Genomic DNA, 16,405 nt, shown 5'->3' with positions numbered 1-16,405 from the left:
GAGCTAAAAGCGATGCTTCCGTTGCCCCCACAAGTCGAAGGATTGGTTGCTGTACCAGCGGTAAGTGTTGGACTAGCCGGATCAGAAATGGTTTTAGCAGTCCCTGTAGAGCCGGTACATCCGGAATTGGTTATAGAAAAATCACTGTAGGTTCCTGCTTTTAGACCAGAAAGTGTAAAAGCATTGCCAGAAACCGTAACATTCACCGGACTTGCCGTAGCGGTAGGCCCTGATGTAGTAAAACTCAAAGGATATGTGCCGTCAGGCAGGTTTGTCGATGTAAAGGCAATGCTTCCGTTACCCCCACAAGTCGCAGGATTGGTTGCCGCTCCGGCAGTAAGTGTTGGACTAGCCGGATCCGAAATGGTTTTGGCTGTCGCTGTAGAGCCGGTACACCCGGAATTGGTTATAGAAAAATCACTGTAGGTTCCTGCTTTCAGACCAGAAAGTGTAAAAGCATTGCCGGAAACGGTAACATTCACAGGACTTGCCGTAGCGGTAGCCCCTGATGCTGTAAAACTCAAAGCATACGTCCCGTCAGGCAGATTAGTTGATGAAAAAGCGATGCTTCCGTTACCCTCACAAGTGGCAGGATTGGTTGCTGTACCAGCGGTAAGTGTTGGACTAGCCGGATCAGAAATTATTTTGGATGTCGCTACAGACCCTGTACATCCGGCATTGGTTATAGAAAAATCACTGTAGGTTCCTGCTTTCAGACCAGAAAGTGTAAAAGCATTACCCGATACCGTAACATTCACCGGGCTTGCCGTAGCGGTAGCCCCTGATGCTGTAAAGCTCAAAGCATACGTCCCGTCAGGCAGATTAGTTGATGTAAAAGCGATGCTTCCGTTACCCCCACAAGTCGAAGGATTGGTTGCTGTACCAGCGGTAAGTGTTGGACTAGCCGGATCAGTTAGTATTTTGGAAGTTGATTGAGAAATACTACAAGCCCCGTTAATGATCGAAAATGAAGAGTAAGTACCAGCACCCAAACCTGATAGTGTAAACGCATTTGAAGTAATCGTTATGTTTGCTGTTGTGGGGGTTCCGTCTTTCGCATAGTTTAAAGTATAAGTACCATTGGCTAAATCAGTAGTTGCAAAACTAATGCTGCCATCTGTGGGCAGGCAAGTAGTTGGATTGTTAGTACTACCTGCAACTAATGTGGTATTAGGTTCAGTTATCGTGTAAGACTGCGATGACGTTGATGAATTCCCATTACTTGAAATCGTTAGGCTGTAACTGCCAGCAGTAAGTCCAGTAACGTTTTTTGTAGTTGCACCATTAGACCATAGATAAGAATACGAAACGCTCTCATAGTTAATGTTTCCAGAAAAATTTCTTGTAGTAATGGGGGGAACTGAAAATTCATCTCCAGGAGTAATCGTAGGTCTACCTTTACCTTCATATATACTCATATCAGCGTTAGATTGCCATACATTAGCTGTATTAGATCCACTTAAATATCGCAAGGTTGAACTTGAAGTTAAGTAGAAGGCATAATTACCTGCTGGCAATGCAAGAGGAGTTGTCAAGTTTAGTTTACTGGCGTTATTTAAACCAGCTGCAGTTACCGAAATCTCTTCTACAAATGTCCAGGCTCCAGCGTCTAGTTCGTTCCCATTGGCGGTACCAGATTTGTAATAAAAGCGAATCATGCTGTTTGTAGATAGATTCAAATCAAATCCTGTTATGTTAAGAGGACGGTTCAGCGTAACATCAAAACTAATACCTCCACCTGAATTATTACTAGTTAGGCTACCTTTTAATGATTCTACTCCCGATAGATTAATAGCTCCATCATTTCCTCCTTTGCAAGTTACATTCTTTGTTGTGGCTGTCGGGAATTCATACCCAGTACCTTGGATACTAAAATTGTAAGGGTTTTCATCAGAGTCATTATTAGCAATACTCACTGTAGCGGTTCGCAATCCTATTGCCGATGGATTAAAGGTAATTTGAAAAGTGGTAGTTCCTCCTGATATTGCCACTGGCGATGTTGGTTGGGTAGTTACCGAGAAATCGGAAGCATCGGTACCACTTATGGCTACTAATGGTGTTCCAGTCAGATTGAGTGGCAACGCTCCTGTGTTTTCTATCGTAAAAGTTCGTACTACTGAACCTGATGTTAATTCCGTAGCACCAAAATCAGTATGGTCAGCCGTTGAAGGTGTGGAGTCTTCATCAGCAATGTTTGTGCTGTTGCCTTTTAGGTTCATTTCTTGGGCACAGCTTCCTCCAGTGATGTAATAGTGAGGGGTGCAATTTACTCTTCGATTAGGATAATCAGTACCAAAAGGATAAGCTTTACCAACACCTCCTACAATGCTTATGTAACTATCTGTGGCTATGGTTGTAGGGGTACCATTGGTGTAACGCACTCCGGCAGGAATACCGGGGTCATTGTTTGTAATATAAAATGCAAAAGTACTATTAGCAGGAATGGCAATATCCAAAACAATGGGTATGGGGGTTTGATTATTTGTCCCTAAAGCAGTTACCGTTGCGCTTCCAGCCAATGTCCAGGCTCCACTATTTGATTCATAACCCACATAAGTACCCGATTTGTAATAAATTTCAAAGAGACCTGTACTATATCCTATCATGTTCATATCAAAACTGCTGATTGTTATAGGAGTAGCTCCTGTAGTAATATTAAACATAACACCTTTATTAGAGTTGTCACTGTTATAAGGTGTTGCCAAGGACAGACATTGTGCTTGAATCTGAAAAGAACTTAAGAGTAGCAGCAAAAAAATGTAAAGTTTTTTCATAAAAGGGTTTTATATTATTTTGTCGGTGGGTTGTTAAAATTTCCGCAAATTTAATATTTAAAAATAAAATTTTAGTAAGCAATGTCATGAAATTACAAAATAGCCGTATGAGAATTTGAATTCTGTCACATAAGTTTGTTTACCTCCTTTTTAGAGTTTAAAAATCATAATGTGTATACAAACTAAACGTTATTGTTGTTTTCAAGGTAAGAAATAAGGGTAATATCCAGAATACAAGTTGATTATGCTATTATCCAATGTTGGGTATTTAAATCTATTCCATTGATTGAGCCAACATGAATAAATTAAGCAATAAGTAGCAACCAGTTTATCCTAAACCAAGTTGAAGGGCATTGTATTGTATTGCTCAAATCACAAAAAGCATTTGAATTTTGTACCGCTTTTATAAGAACCACGGTTGTTAAAATGTATAATAACTTTTTCATGTTTTAAAATTTTAAATTATTTGGTTAGTATTCTTTAATCTGTTTGATCATTCGTTCCAATGTTTCAATTGCTATCTGCTTATCCCTTTCTTCAAAAACATAAGCTTTGCTTCGCATGGCATTATAAGACAGATCTGCTTTGTTTGGAGTGGATAAAAAGGGAACGATTGTTTTAAATAAATAATTCATTGATTTTGAAATAAGAATTTTTAATTCATCGGATGCCCTTAATATTAAGGCTGTTTGATCGGTTGATAGTTTACATAAAACTTTACCAGAAAAGCCATTCATTACTATAGGACTAGTTGTCTTACTTTCAACAATTTGAAAAGGGGCCGTTAAATAGTTTGCGAATCTTGATTCTATAAAAATTATTAATTCATTCAAACAAGATATTAAAGTAGTTGTTACTTCTTTTAGACTATCTCTGTGTAAATCACTACTATTATTTATTTCTGTGATTTTATCTAAAAGAAATAGTAATGTGGAATAATAATTTCCAACTAAAATTTTTATCTGCTTCTCCTTAGTAAGTGAAAAAACAGCTGTATAGTAAGTTTAGGATTAAAAATTATATTTGTATAGCTATAACAGGATTTATTTAATAATCTGTATAGTTATTTTAGGACGACACAGATATGTATCTACCCAAAAGATATACAACGCATTACAGGCAAAATTTATAGACAAAGTGCTAGATTATTATAAAAAATAAGAAACGACCTGAGTAAGCTTGAAAATGAGTTTGTGTCAGTTGAGGAGTTCTGTAACTACACCAGCTTAAAGATTGAACAGGTTCAACCTTTAATTATTGGATGAGGTACTCAAAGAAAGTATTAATTAGTAAACCTCTAAATAGTAGTTAATAAGTTCAATAACTAGTTCATTTATTGAACAATTTGTAAAGGTTTTATGTTGATTAATCCTTTAGTTTTCATACATTTGTACTATAAGATTTCGAATAATTTGCACGATAATTATAGATGCAAAAGCGAAAACCTAGGATTTTTAAAATTATTAAAATCAATAATATCAATCGGTTAGAAATGGAACACAAATCCCTCTTTCTCCGCTAAAAGCACCTCAATGAGGTGCTTTTTTATTTTAAACACTTTTCGTATTTACAAAGTCATCTTGGATCCGAAGAAGCCGATCGCGATTTATAGAGTAATCCAAAAACCTGTGAAGCAAAAAAGTTTAAGTATACATATTCGTTCGCCTAAAAAGAAAAATTCCACATCCCTCACACCTCTGAATTGCGCTATAAAAGCTTTTATTTTTGCGTCGAAAGATTTCCGAAGCATTCTACTTTTGAGGCTAAAATAATAATGTTTCATCAAACATGCTAAATTGAAATAAATATCACATGGAAATAGTAAAGCTGTTCGTGTTACGAAATTTGAAATAAAAACATACTCTCCTTTTATTCTTAGAAAATTTAATCATTTTCAAATACTCCCTCTAATTCAGAAATAATCCTGCAAACCACTTACTGATTTAAAAAAACATTCTATTTTGTCAAATCTTAAAAAAAGTGTTATTTTTACACTTATATTCTTTTTCCGAAGAGCTTTACTAACCAACCAAATACCCTATCATGAGATCTATCCTGATTAGTCTACTTTACTTCTCTCTTTCAAATTCGCTTCAGTCGCAAACAGTATCTGCCTCAAGTCCTGATAAAAATATAAAAATGGAAATTTCCGTTACTGACGGCAAAGCTTATTACAGCATATTTTATCAAAAAGATGAATTCCTTGGAAAATCATCCATAGGACTTCTTAGTTCTGCAGGTGACTTTACAAAAGGGCTTAAACTGGCGGGCTATACATCAGTCAAAATTCAGGAATCTTATCAGCTCAACCGTTCAAAAGTCAGTCAGATCAATTATAAGGCGAATGAATTAAAATGTATCTTTACGAATGCTTCAAACGACACCATAAATATAATTTTCAGAATTACGAATACTGATGTCGCTTTTAGTTATCTGATTCCGAAAAGCAAAAAGAATACGACTAATTGTACTGTTGAAAAAGAAATAACAGAATTTAAACTCCCAGCAGGAACAACCACTTTTATCACGCCTCAGGCTCCGCCATCCAGCGGCTGGCAAAAAACGAAACCGTCTTATGAAGAAGAATACACCCGGGAAGAACCCGTGGGAACAAAATCTCAATACGGATTGGGTTATACTTTTCCGGCGCTGTTTCACCTAGGCAATAAAGGATGGCTGTTACTTTCTGAAACCGGTGTCAGCGATACGTATGTGGGAACCCGATTAAGCGATGCAGGTTCAGACGGCATCTATACTGTTACTTTTCCTCAGGATGGCGAAAATAACAATCAGGAGCCTGTTACAGCTTCTGCAATTTTACCTATGCAGACTTCGTGGAAAACGATTACTCTTGGACGAACTTTAAAACCAATTGTTGAATCGACTGCTTCGACAGATGTGGTTAAACCGCTTGTAAAAACTTCGAAAATATTTGATGCAGGCCGTGCAAGCTGGAGCTGGATTGTGTGGCAGGACGAAAGCTGCAATTATAACGATCAGAAAACTTTTATTGATCTTGCAGCCGACATGAAATGCGAATTCATCCTGATTGATGCCCTTTGGGATACTACTATTGGTAAAGAAAAAATGACCGAACTGGTGAATTATGCCAAATCTAAAAATGTTGGTGTCCTGCTTTGGTATAATTCTAACGGAAACTGGAACACTGCTCCGCAAACCCCAAAAGACAGAATGAACACAGCTGAAGCCAGAAGAGAAGAGATGCAATGGCTGCAGCAAATTGGCGTAAAAGGCTTAAAAATCGATTTTTTTGGCGGCGATAAACAGGCTACCATGAAACTGTATCATGATATCCTTACCGATGCAGCTGAATTTGGTCTGAACATCAATTTTCACGGTACTACCCTTCCTCGCGGGTGGGAAAGAATGTACCCTAATTTTATGACGAGCGAAGCGGTACTAGCCTCTGAAAATCTGGTTTTTCAGCAGGCGTTCAGTGACCGATATCCTTCGACAGCTACTATTTATCCTTTTACCAGAAATGCCGTAAGCTCAATGGATTTTGGTCCGGTTTTCCTTAATAAACGTTTAAACCGTAACCCTAACCAAGGAACAATTCGAAAAACTACTGATGCTTTTGAAATGGCAACAGCTGTTGTGTTTTTTTCTGCCGTTCAGCACTTGGGATTAACGCCTGAAAACTTAAAGGAAAAACCCGCTTATTTATTTGATTACCTGAAAAATGTTCCGACAGTATGGGATGAAACCCGTTTTATAGATGGCTATCCGGGTAAATATTGTGTAATTGCCCGAAGAAAAAACACAAAATGGTACATTGCAGCCATCAATGGAGAAAACAGCACTAAAAAAATCACTGTAGATTTGTCGATGCTTAAAGGTAAAAATGTAGCTATTATTTCAGATGGCGACGGTCAGGAATCAAAATTCAGTACTCAGAAGTTTGGTAATAAAACTAAATTCAATCTGGAGCTTTCTGCCAATGGAGGAACTGTACTATTTGTTCCTTAGAAGATTATCATTCATCCATTTTAAAAACCAAAAAAGTCACTCGTAAAAGGAGTGACTTTTTTTTAACCAAATCAATCTATTAAAAAAGCATTATAATGAAGTAAATTATTCCTTTGTCTGAGGTAAAGAAAGATGTGTTATCCTTTACGCTACAGTTATTTTTTTTAATAAAGTATAGCCATCAGTATTGTTTCCTGTAACAGAATCAGCCATATTTCCGGATAAACTATTCGAAAATATACTGTCCTGTGTATTTGATGTGTCGGGTGCTCCATTATAACCATCAGTTGCATAAACCGATGTATAAGTGGAAACCGGAAAGGCAATTTGAGTGACCAAAAGCGACCTGCCCTCAGAAGTTACTATTTCAACATGAATATGAGGTGCCCTACCCGGATACCAGCCTGGAAATATGCTAATAAAAGAAACTTTTCCATTTTGGTCTGTAGTCTGCCTTCCTCTTAAATAGCTGGCGCTGGTTTGTGTACTATATTGAGAGTATAATCCGTCCTTATCACATTGCCAGACATCAACAAATACGTTTGCAAGCGGCGTACATCCATTGCTTTTATCTTCTATGGTCAGGGTCATTAAAAGTGCTACACCTGTCCTGTCGCCTATAATACTTGCCCTAACATATTGAGCGGGAGTCAGTATAGGAAAAGGCCCTTTGGTTTCAGTTGGCGAAACACTGCAATCACCTCCCGAATTATTACCCGTATCATCTGATGATTCGTTATCATTATCTTTTGAACAGGATGAAATAGCGGTTGGAAGTGCAATAATAGTGCCTAATCCGAAAAGACCGTTTCTTAAAAATTTTTTTCTATCCATGGTTGATATTCGAAGTTTAATCTAAAAAGTGGTTTATTCTTAAACAATTCAACTGTGAGAAACCCTACCTTTTTTTATTGATTTAGCCAAAAATATCTATAAGATATGTTTATTGTAAAAGTAAAGTCGAAAAAAAAGAGCTGTCGTTAAACAGCTCTTTGGGTTTTTCAAGTTAGTTGTATACGCTTACTAATTCAAAATACTTCTAAAAAATGAATGAAAAACCAATTTCTTACTATTATGGTGCAGCAACCTGAGGCTTTGATTTCATAATTACTTCGACAGTTTTAGGATTTGCAAAAAATTCCTTTGCGAAAGCTTTTACATCTTCGGCTGTTATTTCTTTCAGCGTTTTTTTGTAAATAACATCATCTTTAAATGTATCATTGTTTAGGATCATATTATTTAGGCTGTTAAGCCAAAAACTGTTTGTCATCACTTTCTCTGCTCTTGCCTTTAAAACTGTGTTCTTAATAGACTCTATTTCCTCCTGTTTTGTTACATCTTTTTGCGTTAAATTTATCTGTTCATAGACTATTTTTGTTAGTTTTTCTACTTTTTCAGGATCACTGTCAAAATTGATTGTCATTGAATACTCATCCCAAGGCAGTCTGCTTAAACCTGAATTTACATGAACCCCATAACTTCCACCCTCTTCTTCACGAATTAAATCCAGGTATTTTTTAGATAGTAATTCTGCTAAAATATGCGATATGAATACATTTTTATAGTTGTATGGAAACTGTTTTACAAAACGAATGTAAACACTTGATTTTGGAACATTCATTTCGCGCACTAATAACTGTTTGGCTATTCCCGGTGCAGGATCAAGATGATTGTCTACAAAATTTTCTTTTTTATTTACATCTGATGCAATACTTCCGATATATTTTTCAATTAATGAAAGTACATTATCCGGAAGATTTCCGGTAAAGACAAACGTGAAATCGGCAGCGTTTTGAATTCTTTGTTTATAAATTTCTGATGCTTTTTCAAAACTCAATCGTTTCAGAAATTCTTCGTTTATTAACGGAACTCTTTTGTTTCTATTGTAATTGAGCTGTGAAATTGTATCCTGAAAAACTTTCGGATTCGTATTAGCTGAATTTTCTAACGAATTACTAAAACCCGTAACCATTCGGCTATAAGCATCCTTATCAAATCTTGGCTGTTCAAAATACAGATACAGCAATTGCAATAAAGTTTCAAAATCCTTTTGATTGCCTGAACCTTTAAAACCTTCAGTCAATTCAGTTATATAAGGCTTAATATCAACAATTTTTCCGTTTAGTTTGTCTTTTAAATCGGTACTTTTAAAAGTGCCCAGACCAGAATTTTCAACCAGACTCACTGCGATTTGAGATGACGGAATATCTTCTGTCTTTACTAACGAACTTCCTCCAAAACTAAACGCAGAGAACAACACTTCGTCTTTTGCTAAGGTAGTCGGATACAGAACAATCTTTGCCCCATTTGCCAAAACGTAACTTTTTGCCCCTGCAATTCCTTCAATTGCAGTTTCTTTTGAAGCTTTAGAACCTTTCAGATCTGATGCAATCAAAGGCCGGTCAGTATCGCTTTCTTTGTATTTTTCAAGCGGCATTTTTTTAACAGATGCCATAATCGAAACATAATCTTCTTTTGAAGGATAAACAATTTCACTTTTGTCAGGACCTGTAACTGTCATGACCCTATTATCAGTTGTCTGCAATTTCTTAACCGCCTGATTTATTTCAGCTAAGGTTATAGAAGCCAGTCTTGACTTTGCCTTTTCATACTGTGTTTCGATACTCTCAAATGGCATTGCTTTTAAGAAATAATTGACTAATTCTTCTGAAAGTCCATCACTTTCAAATTTGTCTTTATTTTGCAGTGAGTTTTTGTATGAACTCAAAACAGCTTCTTTGTTGCGGTCTAATTCTTTTTGAGTAAATCCGTAACGAACCGCTCTTTCCGTTTCAATCATCATTTCTTTGAAACCTTCCAGCGTTTTGTTATTTTTTGGGGTTACATATAAATAGTACGAATTGGTTAATCTTGAAACTTCTGATGTTCCTGTGCCAATATTTAAAACAGCTGTTTCATTATTCTGAATGAATTCCTGATACCGTCTGTTCATCATATCGGTACACAGATTGTTCACCAAATCCCTTCTGATCGTTTCGTTGTTTTTAACTTTATCAAAATCCTTTTTAAAATACAAAACAACACTTGTTTCCTGCGCTTCTTTGTCTTTCGCCAAAACGTAGTTCATTGCTTTGTTTTTTGGAACAGCAACATAATAACGTTCTGCCGCATTTTTAGGCATTGGGATAGCAGAAAAAGTTTCGATAATCTTCTTTTCAATTACTGCAGGATCAATATCTCCAACCACAATAACGGCTTGTAAATCCGGTCGGTACCATTTTTTATAATAATCTCTTAAAACCTGATAATCAAACGTATTGATTAGATTTAAATCGCCAATTACATCTCGTTTTGCATACTTAGAATCTTTGTACAAAACCTTATCTGTTTCTAAGCGAAGTCTGAATTCTGAGTTTCTTCTCGTTCTCCATTCTTCTCTGATAACACCACGTTCTGCATCAATTTCAGTATCCTTTAAAGAAAGAAAACCAGACCAGTCGTGCAATGCCAAAAGACAGGAGTCAATCAATTTAGAATCGTTTGCAGGAACGTTACTCAAATTGTAAACGGTTTGATCCTGTGCAGTATACGCATTGATATCTGCTCCAAAACTAACTCCTTTTTTCTCCAGCATATCGATAATCCCTTTTCCTTCAAAGTTTTGTGTTCCGTTGAAGGCCATGTGTTCCAGGAAATGCGCCAGTCCGTTCTGATCGTCATTTTCTAAAATCGCTCCGACATTCTGAGCGAAATAAAAACAGACACGGTCTTTTGGCCATTCGTTATGAAGAATATAATATTTCATTCCGTTCTTTAATGTTCCGGAAACTACGTCTTTGCTGAGCGGAACTGTAGTCGAAAACTGAGCAGCGCTTTTAAATCCGATGAAAAGGAGAAAAAGCCAATATTTTGATTGAAAGATTTTCATTTGATATTTTTTGTCTTTTTATTTTTTGAAATTCCGGACTCCTTCCTGAAGCCAGTTGTAATAAGCGTTAATATCCGGATTGTATGCCGATGGTTTGTTCAGGTCTTTTTCGTTATGATCCATTAAAACGTAGTACGGCTGAGCGTTTGTTTTGTATTTTAAAATCTGAAGTTCGCTCCACTTCTGTCCAGTATATTTTAAAACTTTTCCGGTAATTTTAGAAACCACCTGTTCATTCTCCGGCAGAGGTCTTTTGTCATCTACATACAGCGAAATCAAAACCACATCATTATTTAAAACTGCCAAAACTTTAGGATCCGGCCAGACACGTTCTTCCATTTTTCGACAATTAACGCAGGCATAACCAGTAAAATCGATCATTACGGGTTTGTTTACTTTTTTCGCGTAAGCCAGACCTTCGTCATAATTATGAAAAGTCGTAATTCCGTTTGGACCACTTTCTGCACCTTCCGGTAATGCAGCTTTCTCTGTGTTCTGTCCTACTGCGTTTCCAAAACCATTTGGAGATTCGCTGTATTGTTTCGCCGGAGGAAAACCACTGATATATTGTAACGGAGCGCCCCAAAGTCCCGGAATCATATACACCACAAAAGCCAGCACGATAATTCCTAAACTCAGTCTCCCTACAGAGATATGCGTAACAGGCGAATCATGTGACAATTGGATCTTTCCGAATAAATATAAGGCCAATACAGAAAATATAGCTATCCAAATGGCAAGAAATACTTCTCGCTCTAATAGATGCAATTGTAAAACCAGGTCGGCATTGCTTAAAAATTTAAAAGCTAAAGCCAATTCTAAAAAGCCTAAAACCACTTTAACCGAATTTAACCAGCCTCCCGATTTTGGAAGCGAATTCATCCATCCCGGAAAAGCTGCAAATAAAGCAAACGGCAATGCAATGGCCAATGAAAACCCAAGCATTCCGACAATTGGCGCAATTCCTGCCTGACTTGCTGCCTGAACCAATAAAGTCCCGACAATTGGTCCGGTACAAGAAAATGAAACTATGGCTAATGCCAATGCCATAAAGAAGATTCCCAAAGCACCTCCTATTTCTGATTTCTGGTCAATTTTTGTAAGCCATGAACTTGGCAATACTATTTCGAAAGCACCTAAAAATGACAATGCAAAAACCAGTAAAAGCAGAAAGAAAAAGACATTAAAAACTACGTTTGTTGCCAGCGCATTTAAAGCATCAGCACCAAAGATTGCAGTAACCAAACTCCCTAAAATAACATAGATTACAATAATAAAAATACCGTACATCATAGCATTTCTAATTCCGGCAGCTTTGTTTTTACTTTGTTTGGTAAAAAAACTAACCGTCATTGGGATCATCGGAAATACGCATGGTGTAAACAAAGCAGCAAGACCTCCTAAAAAGCTGAAGAAAAATAAGGTCCAAAGGCTTTCTTCAGGAGCTGTTTTTCCTGAAGATGCTTTTTCGGCTGAATTATTTAAAATTTCAGGAGTGTCTTTGCCAGCAGTGTTAACAGAGTTTGTTGTGTTGTTTGTGGTATCTTGTTTAGTAGTGGATTCGTCTTTTGCAGGCCAATCAGTGTTTTTCTCTTCTGTTGCTGCACTTGCTGTATCTTCGTTTTTAATCGGTGTATCTGATTTTTTGAACGTAAATTTTACTTCTTTTTCTCCTGGAGGAAGACAGCTGTTGTCATTACAAACCATAAAAAATACAGTCGCATTAATGGTAAAAGCCTCGGCAGTTTTACGTTCTATAGTCTGAGTGAAAACTGCTTTTTCTGCAAAATATTTAATTCGCATATTAAAAACAGGATCGTCAACTTCATGTCCCTCAGGCTCGGCTACAGAACCGATTGTTTTGTAGTTTTTAGACTTCGGAAAAGTAAAATTTGTCGGTGCTGGTCCGCCTGATGGAACGTTTTGAGAATAAATATGCCAGCTTTTATCAATTTTGGCAATTATACTCAAAGTATATTTGTTCTCTCCTATTTCTTTTACGGATGTTGTAAAGGAAACGGGATCGTAAATTTGGGCAGTAAGGTTACTTATCGTAAAAAGAAATACGATAAAACAGATTAGTTTTTTCATGATAAAAAGTTAGATTTTAAATTGCCACAATGAATTCTCTTTTTTGTCATCCTGACGAAGGAAGGATCTCCGTAAGAAACTCTATGCAGTAATCGCAAATCTTTGTCGAATATCTTACGAAGATTCCTCGTTCCTCGGAATGACAAACACATCTTAATATTATGTGTGTTTATTTAATAAATTGAATTATTTTTTATAACGGGCCAAAATCCATTTTGAAATATCGTCGAGAACTTCCGGGGCGAAAACTTCATCTAGTTCTTTGACTTCGCTTTGTGTACAAGTTTTGCAGTGCTGGTACATATGATTCAGGCCTGGATAAATCTTTGCTGTAAGATCTTTTGTTTTCAGGTATTTTTTGAATGAATTGATATTCTCTTCATATGGAACACTGATGTCTTTATCGCCGTTTGCCACCATTACCGGAATGGTAATTTTTGGTAAGTAATTTTCCGGATTGTAATGAATGCTGTAACGGTACCATTTTCTGTCAGCATCTTTTCCGTAACGATACAGGAAATCCTTGTCACGTCCGTCCCACAGATGTATTTCTTTTAATGTTGTCGAATCCTGCTTTTGCATCCATTCTTTCAACTTTACTTCCATTGCAGGCTGCGCAGATTCTCCGTCTTTTGTATCGTAAACAACCTTAAACATGATGTTGTACATTTCCATGTGTTTCGCCACCACTTTATCCGAAAAATTATAACTTTTAAGAATGGCAGTATTTTGAAGATTCAGCATTTCCAGTCCGCTTACTCCTACTCCGGATAAACTGATCATGAATTTTACGTCTTTGTTTCCCGAACTCACAATTGAGGCAATCATTCCGCCTTCGCTGTGACCGATTAAACCAATATGCGAAGCGTCGATATTTTTATCTGTTTTTAAATAGGCAATCTGCTCCTCAATATCATCAGCAAAATCGCCGGTTGTTGACTCTTTAAAGTTTCCAGATGTTTTGCCAATTCCTCTATCATCAACACGAAGCGATGCGATTCCTTTGCGGGCTAATTCATCAGTCAGAACCGTAAAAAATTGTCTGCCTGCATAGGTATAATTTCTTTCATGCTGACCTGTTCCTGAGATTAAAATTGCCAGCGGATATTTCTTTTTTCCTTGCGGAATTGTCAATGTCCCTCCGTAAGTAAGTTTTGTTTTTTTGCCTAAAAAGGTCATATCAATAACCTGATACGGATATGGTTTTTTAGGATGCTGAGAAAAATATAGAGGCTGTATTTCTTTTTCTTTCTTTAAAACAACTGCTGTATTTGGAATTGAATAATAATTGAAAATTCCTGAAATTGCGCTTTTATCTTCATTGTATTTTCCTTTAAAAGAAAAACCATACATTTCATTTTTAAAAGATATACTATCTCCTTTTACAGTTGTGACTACTTTTTTATCGATTTCTAATTCAGGTATTTTAACACTTAAAGAATCGGTTTTATATTTCGCCAAATCTCCAGACAAAATAACCCTGTACGAATGATGCTGGCCCTGCCAGATAGTTTGTGAAAAACTAAACTGGCTGGTCATCATCATTAAGAAGCTTAAAAATACTAAAAGATTTAAGTTTTCTTTCTTGTTTTTTTTAATTAGAGTTTTCATTATTTTTTATTCTCTGACTTTAAATGCTCGACAATGATTGAAATTTCATCTAACAATTCGCTTGGGCTTCCAAAATAACCGTTTGACATCCAGCGTAATTTTCCGTTTTGGTCGATAATCATTTTCTCCGGGATTCCGGAAAATTTGAATGCTTTTGAGTATTGCTCATAAACTACATCCATTTTTCCTGTTTTAGGATTTTTTCCGTCGTAAAGTACATTAAAATCAAACCCTTTTTCTTTTATAAAAGCCTGAGTCTGCTGTTTAAAATCTTTGATATATTCCTGTGTATCTACGAAATAGAATTTCACATTATCATCGGCTTTATATTTATTTACCGCCATATTCATTCCCGGCATCGCACCTTTGCACGGTCCGCACCACATGGCCCAAAAATCAAGTACAACGATTTTGCCTTTTTGGTCGGCTAGTTTTACTTTTCCTCCTTTGCTGCTTTCTAATTCAAATCCAGCGATTGGAAGGTTAATTAATTCTGAAATTATTTTCTTTTTATGTTCTTCTATATTACTAAGAGATTTCAAAGATTCTAAGTAGGCATCAAACCCTGCAGCTGCTCCGCCTTCTTTTAAATAAATTTCTTTTAATGAAGCTAAAATTTCAGGTGTTACCTGATTTTGTTTTACCGCAAGTGCCATGTAGTTTTTAGCATCTGCTGTTTGCCCTTTTCTCAATAACATTCTGGTATAAACCTCGTTGTAAGTCGCATCGTTATAACCAAACAGAGGCTTAATTTTAGCTAAATATTTTTCTTCTACATCATAATTTTTAGTCGCTTCTGCTAATTTAGCATAAGTAAAATATTCTCTGCTAATCATTTGTAAAGCCTGTTCCTGCCATTCTTTTAATGATAATTTTCCGGCATACATTTTTGGCACAAACGTTAATCTGTTTTCTATTTCCGGCATAATAATATCTGCATAGTTCTTTAATGTTTCTATTGACGCTTTTTCAATTCCGTCATGATCTCTGTCAAAAGGAATAGACACTAAATGCCAGTGATAATCTAATAAGTTGCCAAAAGAAACTTTTTTAACGCTATTTAAAGCATAAGTGTAATCTTTATTGTTTACGATATAACCATAAACAATTGATTTAATCATTTTATCATAAAACAAACTTTCTATATCTGTATAAACGTCTTCAAATTTATTTTGTGGAAAATTCTTCTCGAATTCCGTATATGATTTAACTTTTTTAGCAAAGTCAACTTCCCTAAATATTTCCTGAATCTGTTTGTCTCTTGCTAAAACTCCATAAGGATATTTGGTAACCAAAACATTTTGCACAGAATCTGAAAATACTTTATCTTTTGTATTTTCTAATAAATTCAATGTTTTTTGAACATCATATTGTGTGGTATGATCAAGATTGGTATCTGTTAATAAACTGCGCAATTCTTTCTTAATAGCTACAGATTGCTCTTTTCCTGATGCTAGTTTTTTTAATTTTAATCCGTAATAAAAAATCTTTTTACGACTTTCCGGATGATACTGCAATTCGTAATTTATCCACATTAAACCAACCTGATCAGCAATGTACGCACTGTCATGCACCACATTGGGTACTTCATTCTCAAAAGCCCTGCTTCTCAAAATTCCCCAGCCAGTGTAAGCTCCTGGAACTTGTGCAAACATATAACCATGAGGCATTTTTTCTCCTTTGTCTACAATGGTATCCGATTTAAACACACAATTTATAAAAGATGCATGGGCTGAAAGTTTCATTTTGGTTTCCCACTTTTTATCTCCTGCCGCTTTTAAAGTAACGTCGTTGGTAATCCATTTAAAATTATCATAAGTATACACTACCCCGTTTACATACATTGCATTGGCAAGTGGCCCGTTCGCGGCATTATAAGTTATGGTCACTTCGTCTCCTGGATTTGGATGCTCGGGAGAAAGAGTCAGTATTTGTGCAGGTGCATCCTGAGCAAATATGCTGGTTGTAACACTGAATAAAAATAAGATCAGCTTTAAATTTTTCATTTTTTTTTGAATTTAGTGCACTCAAAAGAAATCTGAGTGCACAT

The 16,405-nt window shown here is 36.2% G+C and carries 8 protein-coding genes; 1 reads left to right on the top strand and 7 read right to left on the bottom strand.

Translation table 11 applies throughout. The features are described from left to right. Both FLACHUCJ7_RS00395 and FLACHUCJ7_RS00390 read right to left on the bottom strand, forming a co-directional pair. Positions 1-2,774 (bottom strand): choice-of-anchor D domain-containing protein (locus FLACHUCJ7_RS00395; RefSeq protein ID WP_180907487.1); only part of this gene is annotated, 2,774 nt, incomplete at its 3' end. A 470-nt stretch (positions 2,775-3,244) separates the two neighbouring features. Next, entirely contained in the window at positions 3,245-3,607 is a 363-nt protein-coding gene (locus FLACHUCJ7_RS00390) for a hypothetical protein (RefSeq protein ID WP_180907486.1), read from the bottom strand. A 1,210-nt stretch (positions 3,608-4,817) separates the two neighbouring features. Between FLACHUCJ7_RS00390 and FLACHUCJ7_RS00385 the strand changes: the two genes are divergently transcribed. Beyond that, positions 4,818-6,764, top strand: coding sequence for a glycoside hydrolase family 97 protein (locus FLACHUCJ7_RS00385; RefSeq protein ID WP_180907485.1), 1,947 nt, complete (start codon positions 4,818-4,820; stop codon positions 6,762-6,764). A 144-nt stretch (positions 6,765-6,908) separates the two neighbouring features. On the opposite strand, the gene FLACHUCJ7_RS00380 is transcribed toward FLACHUCJ7_RS00385, so the two are convergent. From FLACHUCJ7_RS00380 to FLACHUCJ7_RS00360, 5 genes are all read right to left on the bottom strand, one after another. Beyond that, the gene (locus FLACHUCJ7_RS00380) at positions 6,909-7,598 is read right to left on the bottom strand and encodes a dioxygenase family protein (RefSeq protein ID WP_180907484.1); all 690 of its coding nucleotides are present in this window, start codon (positions 7,596-7,598) and stop codon (positions 6,909-6,911) included. A gap of 238 nt (positions 7,599-7,836) precedes the next feature. Next, complete coding sequence (locus FLACHUCJ7_RS00375) at positions 7,837-10,653, bottom strand: M16 family metallopeptidase (protein ID WP_180907483.1); 2,817 nt, start codon at positions 10,651-10,653, stop codon at positions 7,837-7,839. Between the two features lie 18 nt (positions 10,654-10,671). Next, on the bottom strand, positions 10,672-12,744 hold the full coding sequence (locus tag FLACHUCJ7_RS00370; RefSeq protein ID WP_180907482.1) for a protein-disulfide reductase DsbD family protein: 2,073 nt from the start codon (positions 12,742-12,744) through the stop codon (positions 10,672-10,674). 186 nt (positions 12,745-12,930) lie between these two features. Beyond that, complete coding sequence (locus FLACHUCJ7_RS00365) at positions 12,931-14,355, bottom strand: alpha/beta hydrolase family protein (protein ID WP_180907481.1); 1,425 nt, start codon at positions 14,353-14,355, stop codon at positions 12,931-12,933. Beyond that, on the bottom strand, positions 14,355-16,361 hold the full coding sequence (locus FLACHUCJ7_RS00360; RefSeq protein WP_180907480.1) for a TlpA disulfide reductase family protein: 2,007 nt from the start codon (positions 16,359-16,361) through the stop codon (positions 14,355-14,357). The genes FLACHUCJ7_RS00365 and FLACHUCJ7_RS00360 overlap by 1 nt, the downstream gene beginning before the upstream one ends. Positions 16,362-16,405: the final 44 nt, after the last annotated feature.

It is taken from the genome of Flavobacterium salmonis (genome assembly GCF_903819435.1).
GTDB classification, from domain to species: Bacteria; Bacteroidota; Bacteroidia; order Flavobacteriales; family Flavobacteriaceae; genus Flavobacterium; species Flavobacterium chungangense.
The sequence above is the reverse complement of the archived record's forward strand: the minus strand, read 5'-3'. Positions and strand labels throughout refer to the sequence as shown.

Coding starts and splice junctions, on each gene's coding strand:
- FLACHUCJ7_RS00360 (WP_180907480.1), bottom strand. CDS start 16,361: ATGAAAAATTTAAAGCTGATCTTATTTTTATTCAGTGTTACAACCAGC.
- FLACHUCJ7_RS00375 (WP_180907483.1), bottom strand. CDS start 10,653: ATGAAAATCTTTCAATCAAAATATTGGCTTTTTCTCCTTTTCATCGGA.
- FLACHUCJ7_RS00370 (WP_180907482.1), bottom strand. CDS start 12,744: ATGAAAAAACTAATCTGTTTTATCGTATTTCTTTTTACGATAAGTAAC.
- FLACHUCJ7_RS00385 (WP_180907485.1), top strand. CDS start 4,818: ATGAGATCTATCCTGATTAGTCTACTTTACTTCTCTCTTTCAAATTCG.
- FLACHUCJ7_RS00365 (WP_180907481.1), bottom strand. CDS start 14,355: ATGAAAACTCTAATTAAAAAAAACAAGAAAGAAAACTTAAATCTTTTA.
- FLACHUCJ7_RS00380 (WP_180907484.1), bottom strand. CDS start 7,598: ATGGATAGAAAAAAATTTTTAAGAAACGGTCTTTTCGGATTAGGCACT.